16 protein-coding genes and 3 pseudogenes are annotated in these 21,048 nt (G+C 61.3%); 6 read left to right on the forward strand and 13 right to left on the reverse strand.

The genetic code is table 11. The annotated features are described in order from the left end of the window. Positions 1-44 precede the first annotated feature (44 nt). From AYR47_RS18485 to AYR47_RS18495, 4 genes and pseudogenes are all read right to left on the reverse strand, one after another. Complete coding sequence (locus AYR47_RS18485; protein ID WP_061436235.1) at positions 45-2,453, reverse strand: glucose/quinate/shikimate family membrane-bound PQQ-dependent dehydrogenase; 2,409 nt, start codon at positions 2,451-2,453, stop codon at positions 45-47. Between the two features lie 347 nt (positions 2,454-2,800). Next, positions 2,801-3,337: pseudogene (locus tag AYR47_RS33435) on the reverse strand (methyl-accepting chemotaxis protein); the annotation flags it as partial. A 375-nt stretch (positions 3,338-3,712) separates the two neighbouring features. Next, positions 3,713-4,744 (reverse strand): annotated as a pseudogene (locus AYR47_RS33440) (cache domain-containing protein); the annotation flags it as partial. A 146-nt stretch (positions 4,745-4,890) separates the two neighbouring features. After that, positions 4,891-5,781, reverse strand: coding sequence for a bestrophin family protein (locus AYR47_RS18495; protein WP_016978827.1), 891 nt, complete (start codon positions 5,779-5,781; stop codon positions 4,891-4,893). Between the two features lie 370 nt (positions 5,782-6,151). Here AYR47_RS18495 and AYR47_RS18500 point away from each other — a divergent pair, with 370 nt between their 5' ends. From AYR47_RS18500 to AYR47_RS18510, 3 genes are read left to right on the forward strand one after another with little or no spacing between them, the layout of a single operon-like run. Continuing rightward, positions 6,152-7,015, forward strand: a complete 864-nt coding sequence (locus AYR47_RS18500; RefSeq protein WP_061436239.1) for a hypothetical protein — start codon at positions 6,152-6,154, stop codon at positions 7,013-7,015. Between the two features lie 26 nt (positions 7,016-7,041). Then, positions 7,042-8,082 carry a GGDEF domain-containing protein gene (locus AYR47_RS18505; RefSeq protein ID WP_033903139.1) on the forward strand — a complete coding sequence of 347 codons (1,041 nt, stop codon included), beginning with the start codon at positions 7,042-7,044 and terminating at the stop codon, positions 8,080-8,082. 10 nt (positions 8,083-8,092) lie between these two features. Further along, positions 8,093-8,287 (forward strand): hypothetical protein, encoded by a 195-nt coding sequence (locus tag AYR47_RS18510; RefSeq protein WP_061436240.1) that lies wholly within the window; start codon positions 8,093-8,095, stop codon positions 8,285-8,287. Positions 8,288-8,294: 7 nt separating this feature from the next. Here AYR47_RS18510 and AYR47_RS18515 read toward each other — a convergent pair whose 3' ends face one another. Continuing rightward, complete coding sequence (locus tag AYR47_RS18515) at positions 8,295-8,606, reverse strand: ArsR/SmtB family transcription factor (RefSeq protein WP_061436242.1); 312 nt, start codon at positions 8,604-8,606, stop codon at positions 8,295-8,297. 78 nt (positions 8,607-8,684) lie between these two features. Between AYR47_RS18515 and AYR47_RS18520 the strand changes: the two are divergent. Continuing rightward, positions 8,685-9,777, forward strand: a pseudogene (locus AYR47_RS18520) (NADH:flavin oxidoreductase/NADH oxidase). Positions 9,778-9,977: 200 nt separating this feature from the next. Further along, on the forward strand, positions 9,978-12,104 hold the full coding sequence (locus AYR47_RS18525) for a TonB-dependent siderophore receptor (RefSeq protein WP_061436243.1): 2,127 nt from the start codon (positions 9,978-9,980) through the stop codon (positions 12,102-12,104). A gap of 36 nt (positions 12,105-12,140) precedes the next feature. Here the strand turns inward: AYR47_RS18525 and AYR47_RS18530 are convergent, their stop codons facing one another. From AYR47_RS18530 to AYR47_RS18555, 6 genes are all read right to left on the reverse strand, one after another. After that, a complete protein-coding gene (locus AYR47_RS18530) occupies positions 12,141-13,307 on the reverse strand; it encodes a M20 aminoacylase family protein (protein WP_061436244.1) in 1,167 nt (388 codons plus the stop codon). Next, on the reverse strand, positions 13,297-14,526 hold the full coding sequence (locus AYR47_RS18535; protein WP_033903144.1) for a diaminopropionate ammonia-lyase: 1,230 nt from the start codon (positions 14,524-14,526) through the stop codon (positions 13,297-13,299). Before AYR47_RS18535 ends, AYR47_RS18530 begins: the two co-directional genes overlap by 11 nt. A 31-nt stretch (positions 14,527-14,557) precedes the next feature. Then, the gene (locus tag AYR47_RS18540; protein ID WP_033903145.1) at positions 14,558-15,334 is read right to left on the reverse strand and encodes an amino acid ABC transporter ATP-binding protein; all 777 of its coding nucleotides are present in this window, start codon (positions 15,332-15,334) and stop codon (positions 14,558-14,560) included. Then, positions 15,327-15,992, reverse strand: a complete 666-nt coding sequence (locus AYR47_RS18545; RefSeq protein WP_033903146.1) for an amino acid ABC transporter permease — start codon at positions 15,990-15,992, stop codon at positions 15,327-15,329. Before AYR47_RS18545 ends, AYR47_RS18540 begins: the two co-directional genes overlap by 8 nt. Positions 15,993-16,000: 8 nt before the next feature. Next, the gene (locus tag AYR47_RS18550) at positions 16,001-16,642 is read right to left on the reverse strand and encodes an amino acid ABC transporter permease (protein WP_061436245.1); all 642 of its coding nucleotides are present in this window, start codon (positions 16,640-16,642) and stop codon (positions 16,001-16,003) included. A gap of 76 nt (positions 16,643-16,718) precedes the next feature. Beyond that, entirely contained in the window at positions 16,719-17,609 is an 891-nt protein-coding gene (locus tag AYR47_RS18555) for a transporter substrate-binding domain-containing protein (RefSeq protein ID WP_061436247.1), read from the reverse strand. A gap of 267 nt (positions 17,610-17,876) precedes the next feature. On the opposite strand from AYR47_RS18555, the gene AYR47_RS18560 reads away from it, so the two are divergent. After that, positions 17,877-18,341 carry an Lrp/AsnC family transcriptional regulator gene (locus tag AYR47_RS18560; RefSeq protein ID WP_033903149.1) on the forward strand — a complete coding sequence of 155 codons (465 nt, stop codon included), beginning with the start codon at positions 17,877-17,879 and terminating at the stop codon, positions 18,339-18,341. A gap of 84 nt (positions 18,342-18,425) precedes the next feature. Here the strand turns inward: AYR47_RS18560 and AYR47_RS18565 are convergent, their stop codons facing one another. Continuing rightward, positions 18,426-19,148 (reverse strand): FadR/GntR family transcriptional regulator, encoded by a 723-nt coding sequence (locus AYR47_RS18565; RefSeq protein ID WP_010211221.1) that lies wholly within the window; start codon positions 19,146-19,148, stop codon positions 18,426-18,428. Positions 19,149-19,196: 48 nt separating this feature from the next. Beyond that, positions 19,197-20,933, reverse strand: coding sequence for an IlvD/Edd family dehydratase (locus tag AYR47_RS18570; protein ID WP_061436249.1), 1,737 nt, complete (start codon positions 20,931-20,933; stop codon positions 19,197-19,199). Between the last annotated feature and the right edge of the window lie 115 nt (positions 20,934-21,048).

Consider the following 21,048-nt stretch of genomic DNA (forward strand, 5'->3'; position numbering starts at 1 on the left):
AGGCAGAAGGCGCGGCGCCGGGGGAGGCGCCGCGCGAACAGGGGTTATGGCAGGGCGTAGGCGATCACGTAGTCGCCACGGTCGGTGGACTGGCGTGCGCCACCGGCGGTGATCACGATGTATTGCTTACCGGTTTTCGGCGACACGTAAGTCATCGGGCCACCTTGGCTGCCCACGGGCAGGCGGGCTTTCCAGACTTCATCACCGTTACCGCTGTTGAAGGCGCGCAGGTAGAAATCCTGGGTGCCGGCGATAAAGATCAGGCCGCCCTGGGTCGACAGGGTGCCGCCGAGGGTTGGCAGGCCGATCTTGATCGGCAGGTGCATGCGAATGCCCAGCGGGCCGGTGTCTTCCACGGTGCCGACCGGCACTTGCCAGGCGACCTTTTGCGTCTTCATGTCGATCGCGGTCAAGGTGCCGAACGGCGGCGCCTGGCACGGAATACCGGCCACCGACAGGAATCGGTTCTTGTTCACGGCATACGGCGTGCCCTTGAGCGGCACGGCGCCCATGCCGGTGTTGAGCGCTTCGCCACCGGACGCGGCCTGGGCCTTGTTCTGCGACGGCACCATCTGGATCCACAGGCCCAGGCGCATGTCATTGACGAAGATAAAGCCGTGTACCGGGTCGGTGGAAATACTGCCCCAGTTCATGCCGCCCAGCGAGCCCGGGAAGCTCAGGGATTTATCAGTGCCCGGCGCGGTGTACAGGCCGTCGTAGCGCATGCCCTTGAAGTCGATACGGCACAGCAGCTGATCGTAGGGAGTGGCGCCCCACATGTCCGATTCGGTCAGGGTTTGCGCGCCGATCTGCGGCATGCCCACTGATTTCGGCTGGGTCGGGGAGTAGGGTTCGTTGGGGATGTTGGCGGCCTTGACCGGGACTTCTTTAACGTCGGTCAGCGGTTTGCCGGTGGCGCGGTCGAGCACGTAGATCTGCCCGGCCTTGGTGCCGATCACGACCGCAGGTACGGCTTTGTCGCTGCCCGGTGGCGTGAAGTCGATCAGGCTTGGCTGCATCGGCAAGTCGAAGTCCCACAGGTCATTGTGGACGGTCTGGTACACCCACTTCTCCGCGCCGGTGGAGGCGTCCAGCGCCAGCACTGAGGCGCCGTACTTGTGGTTGAGCTGGGTGCGTTCCACGCCGTAGATGTCGGTGGACGAGCTGCCCATCGGCAGGAAGACCGTGTTCATCAGCGGGTCGTAGGACATCGGCGCCCAGCTGTTCGGCGTACTGCGCACGTAAGTGCTGCCGTCAGCCGGGGCTGTTTTGTCTTCCGGGTTGCCGGGGTCGAAGGCCCAGCGCATCTGGCCGCTGATCACGTCGAAGCCACGGATCACGCCGCCGGGCATGTCGGTCTGCACGTTGTCGGCCACGCGGCCGCCGACTACCACGGTGGTGCCGGCGATCAGGGGTGCGGAAGACAGTTGGTAGTAGCTGTCCGGCACGTTACCCAGGCCGGCTTTCAAATCCACCTGGCCGTGGGTGCCGAAGTCTTCGCAGAATTTGCCGGTGTCGGCATCTACGGCGATCAGGCGCGCATCGATGGTGTTGGTCAGCAGGCGGCGCTGGCACTGTGCGCCGGCCGGCACACTGGCGGCAATGATCGGTGAACTGTTCGGCTGGGTCGGCTGGGCAATCGGCGCGGTGGCGTCGAAATACGCCATGCCACGGCAACGCTGCCACACCGCCGATTTGGCGTTGACCTCGTTCTTCCACAGCTCTTTGCCGGTGTCGGCGTCCAAGGCGATCAGGTTGTTATGGGGTGTGCAGATGAACACCTTGTTGCCGATCTGCAGGGGCGTCAGCTGGTCTTCGGCACCGTTGCCGTCGCTGATGGCCACGTCGCCGGTGTGATAGGTCCAGGCCACTTTGAGCTTATTGACCGTGTCACGGTTGATCTGGTCCAGCGCGGCGAAGCGGCTGCCGCCTTCGGTGTTGCCGTAATGCGCCCAGTCTTTCTGCGCGTCGGCCGCAGCCACCGGGGTGATACCTGGGCCGGCACCGGTCGGCGCCACGCTCGGGTGGGCGACGAACATGTTGCCCGTCGCGACTGCCACGCCCAACGCCAGTACGCCAGCCACCGCATAGGCGCCACGTGCAGGCCGGTTGACGAGCAGCGGGTACACCAGCGCCACCACCATGCCGATGGCTGCGAACATGAACACGCGGGAGAACAGCGGCCAGAACACCAGGCCCACATCCGCCACTGCCCAAATGGCCGTGCCGATCAAGAAGGCGGCGAATAACCAGGCACCGGCTGGCTTGCGGCCAGCGATCAACAGGCCGGCAATCGTCATGACTGCGCCGCCGATCAGGAAGTACCAGGAACCTCCCAGGCTGACCAATTTGACGCCGCCAATGGCCAGCGCGAGGCCGAGCAGGGCGATGATCACGCCCAGGCCCAGCAGTAATAATCTAGAGGCGCCAGCGGCGCGCGATGCTCGTTTCATGTCGACAGGACTCGAATGTGAGAGGGCAAAGACGCGATTTTAGCAAGATAAGTAACTGGTTAGTACATTAGAGTCCTGCAATAGACTATTACAGGTGCTGCGATGATGGGATGTGGTGGAATGTCGCTCAGGGTGCGATCCAACAATTGATGAGAAACCTTTGGAAATCGGGCTTGTTGTGGAGACCGGGCTTGTTGTGGTGAGCGGGCTTGCCCCGCGCCGGGCTGCGAAGCAGCCCCAAACCGGGACACCGAGATATGCCTGGATTAACTCAGTGGCCCGAGTGGGGCGGCTTCGCCACCCAGCGCGGGGCAAGCCCGCTCACCACAGGAAAAAAACCGCCTCTATTAGAACTTGAACCGACCCACCAACCCCTTGAGCTGACCCGAAATATCCGTCAACCGAGCTGACCCGGTCTGCGCCGAGTGGGCGAAGCCTTCGACCAGCTGCGCGTCGGCATGGATCTGCGCGATGTGTCGGTTGATCTCTTCTGCCACCTGGTGCTGTTCCTCGGCGGCGGTGGCGATCTGGGTGTTTTGATCGCGGATCGAGTCCACTGAACCGCGGATCTTGTCGAAGCTGTCGCGGGCCTGCTGGATACGTTCCACGCTGGTGTGGGACACCAGCAGGCTGCCTTGCATCTGTTGCGTCACTTCTTGGGTGCGGCGGGCGAGGTTGCCGAGCAGGCTGTCGATCTCGCCAGTGGAGTCGGCGGTGCGACGGGCGAGGGCGCGGACCTCGTCGGCGACCACCGCGAAACCTCGGCCTTGATCCCCAGCACGGGCAGCTTCAATCGCTGCGTTGAGCGCCAGCAGGTTGGTCTGCTCGGCAATCGAACGGATGGTGTCGAGGATGGTGTTGATGTTCTTGCTGTCCTGCTCCAGCAACTGCATGGTCTGGGTCGACTTCTGCAGGTCTTCGCTGAGCTTGAGCACGCTGCCGGTGGCTTCACCGATGTGGTGCTGGCCGTCGTGCACATCGCGGTAGCCTTCGTCGGCACTGGTGGCGGCGGCGCTGCAGGAGCGCGCGACTTCGTTGGCGGTGGCGACCATTTCGTTGAACGCCGTGCTCACCAGTTCCACGGCTTCGCGCTGGCGGCCGGCGGCCTGGTTCATGTTGTTGGCGACTTGGCTGGTGTCGGCGGCGGCGGTCTGCAGGTCCGACGAGGCGTTGCCGATTCGCTGCACCAACTGGGCGATCATGCTCAGGAACTGGTTGAACCAGCCGGCCAGGCTGGCGGTTTCGTCCTTGCCTTGCACCTTGAGCTGACGGGTCAGGTCGCCTTCACCTTCGGCGATCTCTTGCAGGCCGTCGGCCACGCCGCGAATCGGCCGCACGATCACGCTGGCAAAGCTGGCGCCGACCACCGCGAACACCAACGCCAATACCGCAGCGATGGCCGCGATCAACCAGGTCAGGCGGGTGGCGCCGGCCATGACTTCGTCGCGCTTGATCAGGCCGATAAAACGCCAGCCCAGGTCTTTGGAACTGACCATATTGGCCATGTAGGCCACGCCATCGATCTCGATCTGGGTCACGCCGTCGCCACGCTTGGCCAGTTCGGCGTAGTTCGGGCCCAGGTCAGCCAGGGGCTTGAAGTTGTGCTTGGCATCGCTGGGGTCCACCAGCACGTTGCCGTTGCCTTCCACCAGCATCAAGTAGCCGCTGTCGCCGAGCTTGATGTTGCGCACCAGTTCGGTGAGCTGCTTGAGCGACACGTCCAGGCCGACCACGCCAAGGATATTGCCGCTGGCATCGGCGACGGTGTGTACGGTGCCGATCAGCGTCACATCGTCCGGCGCCCAATAATAGGCGCCAGTGCGCACTGTTTTGCCCGGTGCGGCGATGGCCGCCTGATACCAGGGGCGTACGCGCGGGTCGTAGTTGTTGAGTTTGGTGTCGTCGGGCCAACTGGCGTAGCCGCCGTCTTTCAAGCCCAGGGACAGGTAGGCGGTGCTCGGATGGCTCTTCGCGAACTGGTCGAAAATCTCCAGCAGTTCTTTATTGGTGGGGGTGAGGGGGATTTGTGCGGCGTCGGCGCCGGCGTAGCTCTTGAGGTCCTTGGCCGCGACAACGCGCGGGTCCTTGGCCACATAGTCGACGTTCTGGCTGATGCCGTCGAAGAACTGCTTCATGCCATTGTCGATCTGGCGGATCTCACGGCCGCTGCTGTCGAGGAAATTGGCCTGGGCCCCCTCACGCAGATTCAGCACAACCAGTACCGCGACCAAAATAACCGGGACGCACGCGATGGCGGCAAACGCCCAGGTCAGCTTTTGCTTGATATTCATGACTTCACCCGCGGGTATTTATAATTTTTGGCAAGGAGAAAACAGTAGCGTCGAGCGTCGCATGTGTTGTTTTGAGAGGGGTGTGGCCCATGCGTACTCCCTGTGTATCGACTGCGGGAGCACGCACTTGAGGGCCAGAGGAGGGTTTAACCGATGCGCTCGCCACCCAGCGCATCACGCTGCATCGACTGCAGGTTTTTCTCGATGGTTTCGCAGATGGTTTCCATCTGGATCTGGTGTTCGCTGGAGTTGAACGGGCTTTGCAGGTCGGTGCCGATGCGCTCGATGGCCAGCAGCATGAAACCCACCACCGTCGAGGCCAGCGGGGTGAACCAACCCAGGGATTCCACCAGGCCCACCGGTACGATCAGGCAGAACAACGAGATAAACAAGCGCGGGAAATACACGTAGGGGTAGGGCAGCGGGGTATTGGCAATCCGTTCCATGCCGCCCTGGGCGTTGGACAAGTCCACCAGGGTCGACTCCAGTCGCGCCAGGCGGATGCTGTCCAGATGACCGGCTTTATATTCTTTGGCGAGCAGCGCGGCAGAGCCGGTGAGGATGTCGTTGGCGAAGTTGTTGGTCGCGCCATTACGCGCGAACTCTTCGCTGGGAATGAACGCGCGGACTTCTTCAGGGCATGGCTGGCCCTTGAGATGGGCGGCCAGGCAGTTCACGTACGCTACATGACGGCGCAACAGGGTGGCCTTGACCGGGTTCACTTCGCCGTCGGGGTCGTCCAGCAAGGTCAAGACCTGGCGCGCAAAGCTGCGCGAGTTATTGACCATCGCGCCCCACAGCGTGCGGGCTTCCCACCACCGATTGTAGGCGCTGCTGTTACGGAAACTGATCAGCACCACCAGCGCCGAACCCAGCAGGGTCAGGGGCATCAGCGGCAAATTGATCTTGGCGGTGAGAAACAGCATGAAGTCCACGGTGACGGCGACGTCCCACAGCAACAGCCAGAACAGCGCCCAGCCCACGTAACCCATGGTCTTGATGATCAGGCGGTACTTTTTGAGGATGGCAGCTTTCAAACGAAGACCTCGCGGCGAGCGGTAAGCAACAGTGCCTTAGCTCGGACGCCGGCGGGTGGGTAAGGTTCGCCCCGAAGACTGAAACGTTTAAGTCGGCTTGGCTGGATTTGGCTTACACCGCTTGGCTTTCAAGTGTGCGGGCGATATGTAAGTAAATGTCACAAGAGTTTTGCTGCTCACCCAGTTGCTACGGGCCATTGGAACAATTTTGGTAGCGATGGGGTCCCGTACTGTAATCACGATAGATTGCGCTTCGAGGCAAAACGCCATTAGTGGCTTTTATTCTGACGTGAGTTGTTGTGAGACCTGGTTGCATAAAGAGTGCAATTGATATCAATGAATTCAGGTTGTTTGATCAGGGCTCTTTCTCATGTGTGGTCGTTCGTTGAAGTTGGCGCTGGAGCATTCGGCACGTGTAGCCGAATGCCATGTGGAATTTGAGGCGTGCATCCGCACGCATTACACACTGCTGCTGGAGCCTTATTCAAAAAGGCCGTTTTTTTACAAGACGGCGTTTAAGTTCAATCGTTTGATGGTGTCTTTTGCGTTATTGAGTGCCTATTTTTCTCGGCCGTTGCCGTTACTTTCCGAAGTGAAAGCATTGTGTCTGGCGCGCGGATTTTGCTCGAGGAACGGCCTGGAATCGATCTTCCTGTTGTTCAGGGCCTTGGGGTTCATGAAAGTGACGGGACACCTGGAAGATAGCCGTTTCCGCGTTTTCAGCCCGTCGTCCCAGGCGTGCCAGGAAGTCAGGGCGATGCTCACTTCGGTCGTGGACCCGCTGGGCACGCTCTATCCGGAAAATACAATGATTCGGCATTTGGGTGGGGTAGATGACCGTGCTTTTCTGGCCGTTTATTTCAAAGGCTTTGCGACGATCCTTGAATGTAATTCGACCATTGATCAGTTGTTGCCGGATTGTTATTGGTTGGTCAATCGTGATGCCGGTCACTTGTTGATGTTGGCTATCTATAACGACGCGTGTGCGTTGGACAACACCGGTGCCAGTTTCCGGTCTTCCTCTTATCTTTCACTTGCCGAACAATTATCGGTCTCCAAGACGCACGTTATTCGCTTGGTTCGGGAAGGGGTGGACAGGGGATATTTCAAAATTCATTCCAAGACGCAACTGGAGGTGCTACCGCCGTTTGTGATGTTGGTCAGACGCTTCATGGCCTATTCATTTGCGATCAGCCTGCACAGTCTCCAATTGGGTCATAGCGACGGTCAGTAGGCGACTCATGTACAGGGAATGAACGAATGCCGGCGAACTTGAAGCTTCGGCCACGGATGCAAAGGCTATTGTCACCGGCGATCTTGCAGGCTGAAATCATCGGGATTATCGCCTGGTTGGGCGTATTGCTGGTCGATCCATCGATGAAGTTTGATGTGCACAAACTGATTGTCACGCTGTGTCTGCTGGTGGTCTGCCGGCTTCACCGCGCGGTGACCCACTACTACGTGTGGCGGCTGCTTGGCGTTGCCTACATGGTGTTGCTGGCTGTTGGATTCGCTTACGTGTTGCACGCCAATCTCGAACTGCAAGTATTTGCCTTGCCGCTGGCGTTGACGTTGGTGCTCAGCAGCGCAGTACTTTTTATCACGCCCCGGGATTTTCTGATGTGTGCAGCGTTGGTCTGGTGCGTGATGTGGCCAAATATCCAGATCGGTGTGTACGCTGGCGTCGAGGTTTACCTGTTCATATTTTGTCTGTCATCAGTGTCTATTGGCTTCATCCTGAATTTCTCTTACTTGAAGAACTTGCGCTCCGTGCTGCTGGTTGAAAGTGAGTTCCGCGAACTGGCACACACTGACCACCTGACGTCCCTATTGAACCGGCGCGCCTTTATGGAAAGTTTCGCCAAACTGATTGCAGCCGGTCATACCGGCTATTTCATGATGTTGGATATCGACAGTTTCAAGTTGAAGAATGACCAATTCGGGCATGACGTCGGTGACAGGATTCTCTGCGCGATGGCCGCGTGCCTGAAATCCACTCCTGGCAGCCACAGTTTCGGCAGGATCGGCGGCGAGGAGTTCGGCGTATTACTGGTCTGTGATGATCCCCACACGGCGACCGATTATGCGCTACGCCTGCTGCATGCCATTCGCTGCAGTGTCGCGCCGCCCCATGACTACACCTGCAGTGCGGGCATGACGTGCTTTACGGCGGGCGCTGAGCTGTCTGCGGTACTCAAGTGTGCCGATCGCAATCTCTATGCATCCAAGCGCAACGGCAAGGATTGCGTGCATCTGGATGGCAACCCTGTGCGACCGCGTTTGCCCGCGGCAGTTGAATAAACGAGGACGTATGAAGATCGAATTGGAAGACGTGGGCTCACCCGAAGGTTGCCTGCTGCGGCTGGGTGAATTGAGCATGATGTTCAACACGCGTCTGGAGGCGCAGCAATTTGTCGACCAACTGCAAGGGCGTATTGGCGCAATGAAGTTTGGCAGTGCGCCGGACCGAGGCGTCGAACAGGGCGAAGACGATCCGCTGGCCTGATTTTGGTTCAGTGCTGGGCGAGGATGCACCCGAGCAAACCGGGAAAGCGTTCCTCAAGCAAATCGCCGCGCAATGAATTCATGTGCGTGGTCCCCACGCTGCGGGTCTGCACCAACCCGGCATCGCGCAACACGCGAAAGTGATGGGACATGCTCGACTTGGGCCGCCCGCCGTCCAACTCGCCGCAGGTGGCTTCAGGCACGCCGGCCAGGCAGCGCACGATTTCCAGGCGCACCGGATCGCTCAGGGCGTACAGCACGCGTTCGAGGGTCAGGTCTTGAAGGGGAGGGTGTTTGAAGGCTCGCATGAAACGAATCATAACAGGGGGCTATCGTTGAACACCATAGTTCGATTACCATCGAACTATCGAATCAACCAACCACTGGCTGGAGTCAACATGTCCGCATTGTTCGAACCGTTCACACTCAAAGACGTCACCCTGCGCAATCGCATTGCCATTCCGCCGATGTGCCAGTACATGGCCGATGATGGCATCGTCAACGATTGGCACCTTGTGCACCTGGCCAGCATGGCCCGTGGCGGGGCTGGCCCTGGTAGTGGTCGAAGCTACCGCCGTCTCGCCGGAAGGGCGTATCACCCCAGGCTGCGCCGGGCTCTGGAGCGATGCCCACGCCGAGGCTTTCGTGCCGATGGTCAAGGCCATCAAGGCCGCCGGTTCGGTGCCGGGCATCCAGATCGGCCATGCCGGTCGCAAGGCCAGCGCCAACCGTCCGTGGGAAGGTGACGATCATATGGCCGCGTCCGATGAGCGCCGCTGGGAAACTATTGCACCATCGGCCATCGCTTTCGGCGCCAACCTGCCGCAAGTGCCGCGCGCCATGACCCTGGACGACATTGCCCGTGTGCGCCAGGACTTCGTCGACGCCGCCCGCCGTGCCCGCGACGCCGGTTTCGAGTGGATCGAGCTGCACTTCGCCCACGGCTACCTGGGCCAGAGCTTCTTCTCCGAGCACTCCAACCAACGCACCGACGCCTATGGCGGCAGCTTCGACAACCGCAGCCGTTTCCTCCTGGAAACCCTGGCCGCCGTGCGCGAAGTGTGGCCGGAAAACCTGCCGCTCACCGCACGTTTCGGTGTGATCGAATACGACGGCCGCGACGAGCAGACCCTCACCGAATCCATCGAACTGGCCCGTCGTTTCAAGGCCGGTGGCCTGGACCTGCTGAGTGTCAGTGTCGGCTTCACCATTCCCGACACCAACATTCCATGGGGCCCGGCGTTCATGGGCCCGATTGCTGAGCGCGTGCGTCGTGAAGCCGGCATTCCGGTGACATCGGCCTGGGGCTTTGGCACGCCGCAACTGGCGGAAGGCGCCTTGCAAGCGGGGCATTTGGACTTGGTTTCGGTGGGGCGTGCGCACCTGGCTGATCCGCATTGGGCGTACTTTGCGGCCAAGGAGCTGGGCGTCGAGAAGTCGTCGTGGACCTTGCCTGCACCGTATGCGCATTGGTTGGAACGTTATCGCTGAGGCGGTAAGGGCGTGACAGAAGCCACTCGTGAGAGTGGCTTTTTTTTGCGCGGGTTTTGCCGTGCGTTGCTACGAAGCGGTTACTCGATAAGTCGTTAATGAGAATAAATGCCAAACGGTAATGATTTGACATATCATGCCGCGCAGAATAATTGGCAGATATGCCGCCCCATCTGGCTCTTTCACTAGGTTTATCCTTCATGCGTCGTACCCTGCTTTCCGTGTGTGTGCTTCAGGCGTTTTCCCCGTTGAGCTGGGCGGAGGTCGAACCGCTTGAAAAAGCTGCGATCGAGCTGCAAACCACCAGCATTACCGGCGCGGCCGACTACGAAACCGCCCAGGGTCCGGTGCAGGGCTACCATGCCACCCGCTCGGCAAGTGCGACGCGCACTGATACCTCGATCCACGAAACCCCGCAGTCCATCAGCGTGGTGTCCAAGGCGGTGGTCGAGGACATTGGCGCCACCCGCTTGCAGGACGCGCTGGACTACGCCGGTGGCGTCGGCCGGGCCAACAACTTCGGCGGGCAGGGGCTCACCACCTTCACCGTGCGCGGCTTTACCACCGGCGAGTTCTACCGCAATGGTTTCCCGATCAATCGCGGCTACCCGAACATGCCCGACGCCAACACCATCGAACGCCTGGAAGTGCTGCGCGGCCCGGCGACCATGCTCTACGGCCGTGGCGATCCCGGCGGCACCTTCAACGTGGTCTCCAAGCAACCGCTGGCCGAGCCGACGGTGACCCTCGGTAGCCAACTGGATGACCAGGGCATGCAGCGCGCCACCCTCGACGCGTCCGGCCCGCTGGATGAAGACGGCCGCCTGGCCTATCGCTTGAACGTGGTGGGCGAGGGCGGCGACACCTTCCGTGATCACGTGGAAACCGAGCGCTACGGCGTGACCCCGGTGATCACCTGGCAGGCCACCGATGACACCAAGGTGATCTTTGAAGGTGACTTCATGCGCAACAATCACCCGCTGGACCGTGGCTTGACGCGTTACCCCAATCAAAAAGGCACGCCTTCGCGCGACACCTTCTGGGGTGAAAAAGACGCCGGCAAACTGCACAACGACAACAGCATGGCGCAACTGCGTTTCGAGCACCTGCTCAACGAAAACTGGACCCTGGGCGGCGGTTTTCAGTGGCTCGACGGCACCCTGCAAGGCAATGCCATCGAAGCCAACGGCCTGGCCGCTGACGGTCGCACCCTGGGCCGCAACTTCAACTACCGCAAGCTGGAGTGGACCGACAAGGACACCCAACTCAACCTCACCGGGCATTTCTCCATCGGCGGTTTCGACCACACGCTGCTGACCGGCGTCGAGTTCGAAGACTACGACTACAAGTCGATCATCCAGCGTTCCAGTGGCGCGGTGGGTGCCTACCCCATCGACATCTTCAACCCGGTCTACGGCCAGCCGCGCCCGGCACTCACGCGCACGCCGACCCACGACAAGGAAAACCTCAAGACCTACGCCGCCTTCGTCCAGGACCAGGTCGCCCTGACCGAGCGCCTCAAAGTGCTGGCCGGTGCCCGCTTCGAGCGCTTCGAACATGACTACCACACCTACGTGCCAGGCGGTAAAAGCTGGGAAGCCAGCGATAACGCGGTTACCCCGCGCATGGGCGTGATCTACGACCTCACCGACACCGTCGCGGTGTACGCGGACGCAGCCCGTTCGTTCAAGCCCAACACCGGTGCCAGCCGTCAGGGGGGTGGTTTTGAGCCGGAGAAAGGCAAGTCCTACGAGATGGGCATCAAGTGGGAAGCGCTGGATCGCCAACTGAGTGTCGACGCGGCGATCTACCAGATCGAGAAGAAAAACGTGCTCACCACCGACCCGCTGGACTCAACCTTCAGTGTCGCCGCCGGCCAGGTGCGCAGCCGAGGTTTCGACCTCAACGTTGCCGGCAACATCACCCCGCAATGGCGCGTGATTGGCGGCTATGCCTACGTGGACGCCGAAGTCACCAAGGACAACACCCTGCACACCGGCACCCGCTTGCTGAACATTCCGCGCAACAGCTTCAGCCTGCTCAACGTCTACGAATTCCAGGACGGCGCACTCAAGGGCCTGGGCCTGGGGGCGGGCGGCAAATACGTGGATGAGCGCGCGGGGCAGACCTCCAACACTGCGTTCTCGATGGATGCCTACACCGTGGTCGACCTGCTCAGCTACTACAAGGTCAACGACAAGATCCGCCTGAACCTGGACGTGAAGAACCTGTTCAACCGCGACTATGAAGAAGGCGCGTTCGGCAACGTGTATGCGTATCCGGGTGAGCCGCGCACGGTGCAGGTGGGGATCGCCTACACCCTGTAAAAAAACGGGGAAGAGCGGGGCGCTCTTCCCTCGATTTCACGACGCCAATGCCGCCACCGCCACCTGCGCGAAATACTGCGCGCCCGTCTCCAGCACCTGGTCGTTGAAGTCATACCGCGCGTTGTGCAGTGGCGTGCCGCCTTCGCCAGCCTGTTCCCCGTTGCCGATGAACACAAAGTTGCCCGGCACCCCTTGCAGGAACGCACCGAAGTCTTCGGAAATCATCATCGGTTGAACCTCCGGGTTCACCCGTTCAGCCCCCACCACCGCCGTCGCCGCAGCAACGGCAATCGCTGTGCAGTGTGCCCAGTTTACGGTGGGGGCGAACTCATGGGTGTACTCGAATTCACACGATGCCCCGTGCAACCGGCAGATACCTTCGCTGATTTCGCGCATGCGCTTGGCGAGCATGGCCTGCACTTCGGGCGCGTAGCTGCGCGTATCACCCTTGATCACCACGTGGGTGGGAATCGCGTTGCGGATACCGTCGGTGATGAACTCCGTGCAGGAAATCACGGCCGGCACGCTCGGATCGAGGTTGCGCGAGATGATGGTTTGCAGGGCCAGCACCACCTCGGCGGCAATCACAATCGGGTCGACACCCATGTGCGGGCGTGCCGCGTGGGTGCCGGTGCCGGTGATGCGGATCATGAAGTTGTCTTCGCTGGCCATGATTGCGCCGCTGCGTGTGGCGATGCTACCGGCGGGCAGGCCCGGCATGTTGTGCGCGCCGTAAATCGCGTCCACCGGAAAACGTTCGAACAGGCCGTCGGCGATCATGGCCTTGGCGCCGCAGCCGTGTTCTTCGGCCGGCTGGAAGATAAACCGCACGGTGCCATTGAAGTTGCGGCGCTCGGTGAGTAGCTTGGCGGCGCCCAGTACCATCGACATATGCCCGTCGTGCCCACAGGCGTGCATCTTGCCGGCAGTGACCGAAGCGTGTGCGCGGTCCGGTGCGTTTTCGTGGATATGCAGCGCATCCATGTCAGCGCGCAGGCCGACCGTGGCCGGGCTGTCCCCCAGCGTCAGGCTGGCGACCAGGCCGGTGCCGCCTATACCACGGTGTACTTCCAGGCCCATCGCCGTCAGGGCATTGGCAATGTAGTCGGCGGTCTGCACCTCTTCAAACCCGACTTCCGGATGTTGGTGCAAGTGGTGGCGCCAGCGCACCAGTTGCTGCTCAAAGGCAGTGTCATTGCTCACGGGAAACCTCCTGGGTCAGCCAATCGCGTTGGCGGGCGAGCACCGATGGCGCGGTTTCTCCCACCAACTCTGCGTAGACGGTGGGCGCAGTGGCCCCTTCGGTATTGATGATCAGCACACGGGCGTGGGGCCCCAGGCCGATTTGCTGCGCGGCGTTCGGGTCGTTCGCCAACTGCTGCAAGGCCGCCAGCCCGGCCACGCCCGACTCGCCGGCCAGGATCGGGATATCCGTCGTGCTGCCTCGCGCCAAGGAGCCCATGGCCGACACGGCAGCGTCATCGCTGATGGTCATGAAAAAGTCGATGCACGGCGCTAGAAAGCGCCAGGCCAACGGCGAAGTCTCACCGCAGGCCAGGCCGGCCATCACCGAGTCGACTGAACCGGTGGCGCTCGCCGGACGCCCTTGCAATGCGCTTTGATACAGGCAATCGGCTTGCTCCGGCTCGACCATCACAAACACCGGGCGCTGCGCCTGGGCGTGCTCCCACAGATAACTGCTGATACCGGCCGCCATTCCGCCCACGCCCCCTTGCAGGAACACATGGGTAAACGGCGGGGTGCCGGCGGTTTGCTCGATCAATTCGGCAACCAGCGTGCCATAGCCCTGCATCACATCACGGGGAACGGTTTCGTAGCCTTCGTAGGAAGTGTCGGAAACCACCGGCCAGCCGTGTTCCTCGGCCAGTTGCGCGGTATGCGCCACCGACTCGTCATAATTGCCCCTGATACGGATCACTCGCGCCCCGTACTCGGCAATCGACGCCTCGCGCTCCAGGCTGACATTCGTGTGCAGCACGATCACGCAACGACAGCCGACACTCTGCGCTGCCGCCGCCAAGGCGCGGCCGTGGTTGCCATCGGTGGCGCTGATCACCGTGAAATCCTGCAAACGCTGGCGGTATTGGCCGGTGATCAGGCCTTCGGGTTCGAACGCCTCCTGCGGCAGCATCCGCAGGATCAACCGGATCAACGCAATCGGCGCGCCCAGCGCCTTGAAGCTGCCCAGGGGCGAGCGGGTCGATTCATCTTTCACGCAAAAGCTGCCGACGCCGAGGCGGGCGGCAACCCCTGGCAAATCCCATAGCGGCGTCGCCTGGGGGCTGAGTTGATCCCAGTGCGCCAGCCAGCGCCGAGACTGCAGGGCGGCCTCGATATTCATGACCTGTTTCAGGCTGTCCGGGTACGGGCCTCGGATGGCTCGCGGATTAACACACAACATGAAAGGCTCCTTGTTGATGGAAGTGGCAGGCTTAGGCGGTCGCGGTGCGGTAGCGGCCCAAAAACTGGCGGACCCGCTCGCTGTCCGAATGGGTGAAGAATTTTTCGGGCGCAGCGCGTTCCACCACCAGGCCCTTGTCGATAAACACCACCTCATTGGAAACCGCGCGGGCGAACTCCATTTCGTGGGTGACAATCACCATGGTGAAGCCGTCTTCGGCCAGCGCACGCATCACGGCCAGCACCTCGCCGACCAGTTCCGGGTCGAGGGCCGAGGTGGGTTCGTCGAACAGGATCACCTCAGGGTTCATCGCCAGCGCACGGGCGATCGCCACGCGCTGGCGTTGCCCGCCGGACAGCGACCAGGGATAGGCATCGTGTTTATGCGACAGCCCGACCTTGTCCAGCAGTGCCGCTGCCTGTTCGTTGGCCTCTTTGCGGTTGACCCCCATGACATGGATCGGCGCCTCGGTCACGTTTTGCAGCACCGTCAAATGCGGCCACAAGTTGAAACCCTGGAACACCATCGCGGTGCGTGCGCGCATGGCGGCCAGTTCGCGGTTGGACATGGGCTTGAGGCTGTCGGGCTTGAGGCCCATGCGGTCGCCGCCCAGGTAGATCTCGCCGGCATCCGGCACTTCCAGCCAGTTGATGCAGCGCAGCATGGTCGACTTGCCGGAGCCGGAGGAGCCCAGGATGCTGACGGTCTGCCCGCGCTCGACGGTCAGGTTGATACCACGCAGCACTTCGATGCCGCCAAAATGTTTGTGCAGGTCGCGGATTTCCACGACGGGCGCTGATTTATTCATGGACCAATCCTCTTTTTTGCGCGCGCCGCGCCAGGCGCTGCAGCAGCGCTTCGACGATGAGCGTGATCGACCAGTACAGCGCGATCACCAGAATGAACGGCGGCAGGGGTACGAAATATTTGGCTTGAACAGCGGACGCGGCGGCGGTCAGGTCCATCAACGTGATGATCGAGAGAAACGCCGTGTCCTTGAGCACACACACCAGTTGGTTGCCGAACAGCGGGCCCGAGCGCATGACCATCTGCGGCAGCAGGATCCGCCAGTACATCGTTGCGTTGATAAACCCATGGGCCCACGCGGCTTCCGCCTGGCCGGCAGGCAATGCGATGCGGGCGGCACGCAGGATCTCGGCGAAGTAAGCGCCGTGGTAGGTGATCAGCGCGATAAAGCCAGCGGTCCACACGTCCAGGCGGACTCCCGCATTGGGCAGCCCGTAATACAGCAGGTACAAAAAGATCAGGAAGGGCAGCATGCGCATCAGGTCCAGCAGGCCGCGCAACAGCCTGCGTGGGAGGTTCTGCCGACCTTCGAGCAAAAACGCAATGCCGCATGCCAGCCCGAAGGCACACACCGCCGACACGCAAAACAGCAACAGGGTGTTCTGCAAACCGGTGGCAAACAGCGCGGCGTTGTCCCACAACATGGTCAAACCGTTCATGGGGCCTCCTACATGGCCAGGCGCTTGGCACGCGCATCAGCGATTCGTTGAAAGCGCACCAGGGCGCCGATGATCAGGATGTAGAACACCCCGGCGGCGAGGATCGGTGGCAGCGGGTCGTACGTGACGGCAGCGATGCGGTTGGTCACGCGGGTCAGGTCGACGATGCCGATCATCGCGATGGCCGGGCTGCTCTTGACCAGCAAAGACATCTCGTTGACCAGGCCGGGCAGGCTGGTGGTCATCATCTGCGGCAACATGATCCGGCGCAGGGTCAGGCCGGTGGTCATGCCGGCCGCCTTGGCCGCTTCCACTTGTTCGCGGGAAAAACTGTTGAGCGCGCCGCGCCAGATTTCCGCATTGAAGGCGGTGGTGTTGAGGGTCATGGCACCGATGGCGACGATGCGTGGGTCGATCTCCCAGCCGATGGACGGGGCGATCACAAACAGGAACAGCACCAGCGTGACCATGGGCGTGGCCCGGATCAGGCTGACATACAGCGCCAATAAGGGGCTGAGAAGCGGGATCTTCGCGGCCCGGAGCATCGCGACAACCAAGCCCAGCACCACCCCCAACAGGATGGAGATGCCGGATATCCAGATCGTCGTCCAGGCGGCATGAAGGAGCGTGAGCCAGTCACTGCCAGTCATCATGAATTCCTTGGATCGAGCGCGTTGCCCGGCCGCCAGCGGGCCGGATCAACGCGGGTGATAGACGCCGTGCGATCTACTGCGCGGTCAACTGCTTGAACTGTTCGACCGAGGTGATCGGCTCGCGTGGCAGGTTGTCGAAGGCTTGGCCCAGCCATTTCTTCTGCAGTTCGGCCAACTTGCCGGTGTCGCGCAAGTGATTGACGAAACCGCTCAGGTACTCCAATAGCGCGGTGTTGCCTTTTGCCACGGGCCAGGCAATGAAGCCCATGCCCGAGGTGGGCTCACCCACAGCGAAGACCTTGGGGCGTTCCTTGACCAGCATATTGGCCGGCACGATGGAGTTGACCACGTAGTCCAGACGGCCGTTGGCCAGGTCGGCGTAGGCTTCCGGATAGGATTGGTACTGCACGACCTTGCCCAATGAGCCGCCGAGGGACTTGAGCTTGGCGTCGAGCTGGGTCAGGCGCGCCAGTTGCGCACCGCCGGCCTGTACGCCCACGGTCAGGCCGGACAAGTTGGCGAGGCCCTTGATGCGCCCGTCATCCGCGCGCTTGATGTAGTAGGACACCTCGGGGGCCACCGGCGCCACGAAGTCGAAGGCGCCCAGGCGCTCTTCGGTCACGCCGGCGCCGGTGATGGCGCCGTCGTATTTGCCCGAGGTGATCCCGGCCAGCAGGCCGGTCCAGGGCATGATGTCCTGGTTGACCTTGAACGGCGCGTACTTGCGCAGTTCGGCGATCACGTCTTTATGAAAGCCGTCGGATTCGCCGTCCTTGATGAATTCGAAAGGGTAGTAGCTGTCTTCGGTGGCGACGCTCAATACGCCCTTCGCCTCGATTTGCTCCAGCGTCGCTGCCTGGACACCCAGGCTTGTGCCCAGCAGCAGTGCTGCCGCGCCAAGGATGAGATAACGCCGTGCCGTGGAGACGAAGTTGTGCCGGTTTTGCTGCTGATCAAGTTTCATGAAGGATTCCCAGTGAAAAGGCGAAGGGCAGTGGCGAGCACAAAGGGAGGGGGGCATGTGGTCTCCTTTCTTATTGTTTTTTGCGGTGCAGATGATGCTAAGGCCTGCCTTGCGCACGATTGGCCGAAAATGCACGGCGTAAATGCACCATTCTTGCGTTTTGGCATTTTGTTGCGTGGTTGGCGTGGGAAGTTGCTAGATTCTCGGTGGCTGGCGCAACGAATCTGCGTCAACCGGCGTTTTGCGCCCTTCACCGAGGAATGCCCTATGCAGTTGGATGCTTACGACAGGAAGATCCTCAGTGTTCTGCAGGAGAACAACCGGCTGTCCCAGCGCGAACTGGCAGAGTTGGTCAACCTGTCACCGTCGGCGGTGAACCGACGTATCGTCGCGCTGGAGAAAGCCGGGGTGATCAGCCAGAACGTGAGCATCGTCGACCCCACGGCCGTGGGGCGGCCGATCACGGTGATCGTTGAAGTGAAGCTGGAAAATGAACGCCTGGACCTGCTGGACGAGATCAAGCGGCGTTTCGTGGGCTGCCCGCAGGTGCAGCAGGTGTACTACGTGACCGGTGATTTTGATTTTTTGCTGGTGATGAATGTGAAGGACATGAGCGAATACGAGCAACTGACCCGTGAGCTGTTCTTTTTCGGCAACATCAAACAGTTCAAGACCTTTGTCGCCATGCAAAACAACAAGCGCACGTTTGCCATGCCCATTGAGCTGGAGTAACCGTGCAACCTGGTTTTATGGGCCGGCACGCGCCCACATTTGAATCAGTTTGCACCTGATAAAGCGTGGTTGTCGGCCTGAATGTCAAAGTGGCGTGAGCACATTCATCACCGTATCCAACGCCACCCGCGTGTCATCCAGTTGCACCAGCGACGCGTGCCGTGCGCCCAGGGCATCGCGGTTCTGAATGGCAGTGAGGATCGCCTTGTGCCGGGGCAGGCTCAGGCCCTGGATGTCCGGGCGGCGGTTGGTGATGTTGATCGACTCGCGCAACGGCAGCGACAGCATGTTGCACATGTAGGCCAGCAGGTCATTGCGGGTGGCGTCGGCAATCGCGCGGTGGAAGTCCAGGTCAGCCTGCAGCAGCTGTTCGTGGGTCTGCGCGGTTTCCATGCCCAGGTAGGCTTGCTCGATGGTGGCGATGTCTTCGTCGGTGGCGGTGGTCGCGGCCATGGCGGCGATTTCCGGTTCGAGGATGCGCCGCACGCCGGCCAGGGTGTTGAAGAACTCGCTGTGGGGCGTGGATTGCATCAACCAGGACAGCACGTCCGGGTCGAGCAGGTGCCATTTCAAGCGTGGCCGCACCACCGCGCCCACCCTCGGCTTGGAATACACCAGGCCCTTGGCGCTGAGCACGCGGGTCGCTTCACGCAACACCGAGCGGCTGACCTTGTACTCCTCGCAGAGCGTGGCCTCCATGGGCAAGCGTTCTTCGGGCTTGAAGCGACCGGAAACGATGTGCATGCCCAAATCCTGGACGATCTGGGCATGCTGGCTCTTGCGCGGCTTGGACGGCTGGTGATCCATGTCTACAGGGAGGCTCTGGCTTGAATTCGCCGCATCATAGCATCCCAATTAGTGGGAATGCCTTGGGACTTCCGCCCCGCGGCAACCCACCAGGAAGTCAAAGTCGCAGCCCTGGTCGGCCTGCAGCACATGGTCGATATACAGCTGGCGATAGCCACCGACGATCAGCTTCTCGGGTGGCGCCAGGTCGGCCATGCGGGCCGCCAGCTCTGCGTCGGGGATGTCCAGGTGCAGACGGCCGTTGGCGCAGTCCAGTTCGATCCAGTCACCTTCCTTGACCGTGGCCAACGGACCGCCGGCCGCCGCCTCCGGCGCCACGTGCAACACCACCGTGCCGTAGGCCGTGCCGCTCATGCGCGCGTCGGAGATCCGCACCATGTCGGTCACGCCTTGGGCCAATAGCTTGGCGGGCAAGCCCATGTTGCCGACTTCGGCCATGCCTGGGTAACCCTTGGGCCCGCAGTTTTTCATGACCAGGATCGAGTTGGCGTCGACGTCCAGCTCCGGGTCGTTGATACGTGCCTTGTACATGTCGAAGTTCTCGAACACCACGGCGCGGCCTCGGTGCTGCATCAGTTCAGGGCTGGCGGCGGACGGCTTGAGGACTGCACCGAGAGGCGCCAGGTTGCCGCGCAGCACGCAGATACCGCCGTCGGCGCGGATCGGGTTGTCGAGGGTGCGGATCACTTCGTCCTGGCCGTAGATCGGCGAGTCCTGGGTGTTCTCGCCGAGGGACTTGCCGTTCACGGTCAGGGCATTCGGATGGGGAATCAGGTTGGCTTCACCGAGGCGACGCAAAACAGCGGGTAGGCCGCCTGCATAGTAGAACTCTTCCATCAGGAAACGCCCCGATGGCTGCAAGTCGACGATGGTCGGCATGCCACGGCCCATGCGGGTCCAATCGTCCAGATCGAGTTCGACGCCAATGCGCCCGGCGATGGCCTTGAGATGGATCACCGCGTTTGTCGAGCCACCAATGGCGGCATTCACGCGGATCGCGTTTTCAAACGCTTCTTTAGTGAGGATCTTCGACAGCTTCAAATCTTCGCGCACCATCTCCACCGCGCGCATGCCGGACATATGCGCCAGCACATAACGCCGTGCATCCACCGCCGGAATCGCCGCGTTGTGCGGCAGCGAGGTGCCCAGTGCCTCGGCCATGCAGGCCATGGTCGACGCGGTGCCCATGGTGTTGCAGGTGCCGGCCGAGCGCGACATGCCGCCTTCGGCCGCCAGGAAATCATCCAGGGTAATCGTGCCAGCTTTCACCTGCTCGCTGAGCTGCCACACCACCGTGCCCGAGCCAATGTCCTGGCCCTTGTGCTTGCCGTTGAGCATCGGACCGCCGGTGACCACGATGGCCGGCACGTCGCAGCTGGCGGCGCCCATCAGCAGGGCGGGGGTGGTCTTGTCGCAGCCGGTCAGCAGCACCACGCCGTCAATCGGGTTGCCGCGAATCGCTTCTTCCACGTCCATGCTCGCCAGGTTGCGCGTGAGCATGGCGGTGGGGCGCAGGTTCGATTCGCCATTGGAGAACACCGGGAATTCAACCGGGAAGCCACCGGCCTCGATCACGCCGCGTTTGACGTGCTCGGCGATCTGGCGGAAATGCGCGTTGCACGGGGTCAGCTCCGACCAGGTGTTGCAGATGCCGATGATCGGTTTGCCATGGAACTGATGGTCGGCAATGCCCTGGTTCTTCATCCAGCTGCGGTACATGAAGCCGTTCTTGTCGGCAGTACCAAACCACTGGGCGGAGCGTAGGGCGGGCTTTTTATCAGACATGATCGATTCTCTTATTGTATGACTATATGTGCTACGTGTGCTTAAACATAAGCGTAAAAACCCTGCTTTGGAAGAGTTGTTTTGAAAATAGTCATACTATATAGTCGGCTTCAAC

The sequence above is a fragment of the Pseudomonas azotoformans genome, from assembly GCF_001579805.1.
GTDB lineage: Bacteria > Pseudomonadota > Gammaproteobacteria > Pseudomonadales > Pseudomonadaceae > Aquipseudomonas > Aquipseudomonas azotoformans_A.

Coding starts and splice junctions, on each gene's coding strand:
- AYR47_RS18545 (WP_033903146.1), bottom strand. CDS start 15,992: ATGAACGGTTTGACCATGTTGTGGGACAACGCCGCGCTGTTTGCCACC.
- AYR47_RS18540 (WP_033903145.1), bottom strand. CDS start 15,334: ATGAATAAATCAGCGCCCGTCGTGGAAATCCGCGACCTGCACAAACAT.
- AYR47_RS18505 (WP_033903139.1), top strand. CDS start 7,042: ATGCCGGCGAACTTGAAGCTTCGGCCACGGATGCAAAGGCTATTGTCA.
- AYR47_RS18555 (WP_061436247.1), bottom strand. CDS start 17,609: ATGAAACTTGATCAGCAGCAAAACCGGCACAACTTCGTCTCCACGGCA.
- AYR47_RS18510 (WP_061436240.1), top strand. CDS start 8,093: ATGAAGATCGAATTGGAAGACGTGGGCTCACCCGAAGGTTGCCTGCTG.
- AYR47_RS18525 (WP_061436243.1), top strand. CDS start 9,978: ATGCGTCGTACCCTGCTTTCCGTGTGTGTGCTTCAGGCGTTTTCCCCG.
- AYR47_RS18515 (WP_061436242.1), bottom strand. CDS start 8,606: ATGATTCGTTTCATGCGAGCCTTCAAACACCCTCCCCTTCAAGACCTG.
- AYR47_RS18550 (WP_061436245.1), bottom strand. CDS start 16,642: ATGACTGGCAGTGACTGGCTCACGCTCCTTCATGCCGCCTGGACGACG.
- AYR47_RS18565 (WP_010211221.1), bottom strand. CDS start 19,148: ATGGATCACCAGCCGTCCAAGCCGCGCAAGAGCCAGCATGCCCAGATC.
- AYR47_RS18500 (WP_061436239.1), top strand. CDS start 6,152: ATGTGTGGTCGTTCGTTGAAGTTGGCGCTGGAGCATTCGGCACGTGTA.
- AYR47_RS18560 (WP_033903149.1), top strand. CDS start 17,877: ATGCAGTTGGATGCTTACGACAGGAAGATCCTCAGTGTTCTGCAGGAG.
- AYR47_RS18535 (WP_033903144.1), bottom strand. CDS start 14,526: ATGTTGTGTGTTAATCCGCGAGCCATCCGAGGCCCGTACCCGGACAGC.
- AYR47_RS18485 (WP_061436235.1), bottom strand. CDS start 2,453: ATGAAACGAGCATCGCGCGCCGCTGGCGCCTCTAGATTATTACTGCTG.
- AYR47_RS18570 (WP_061436249.1), bottom strand. CDS start 20,933: ATGTCTGATAAAAAGCCCGCCCTACGCTCCGCCCAGTGGTTTGGTACT.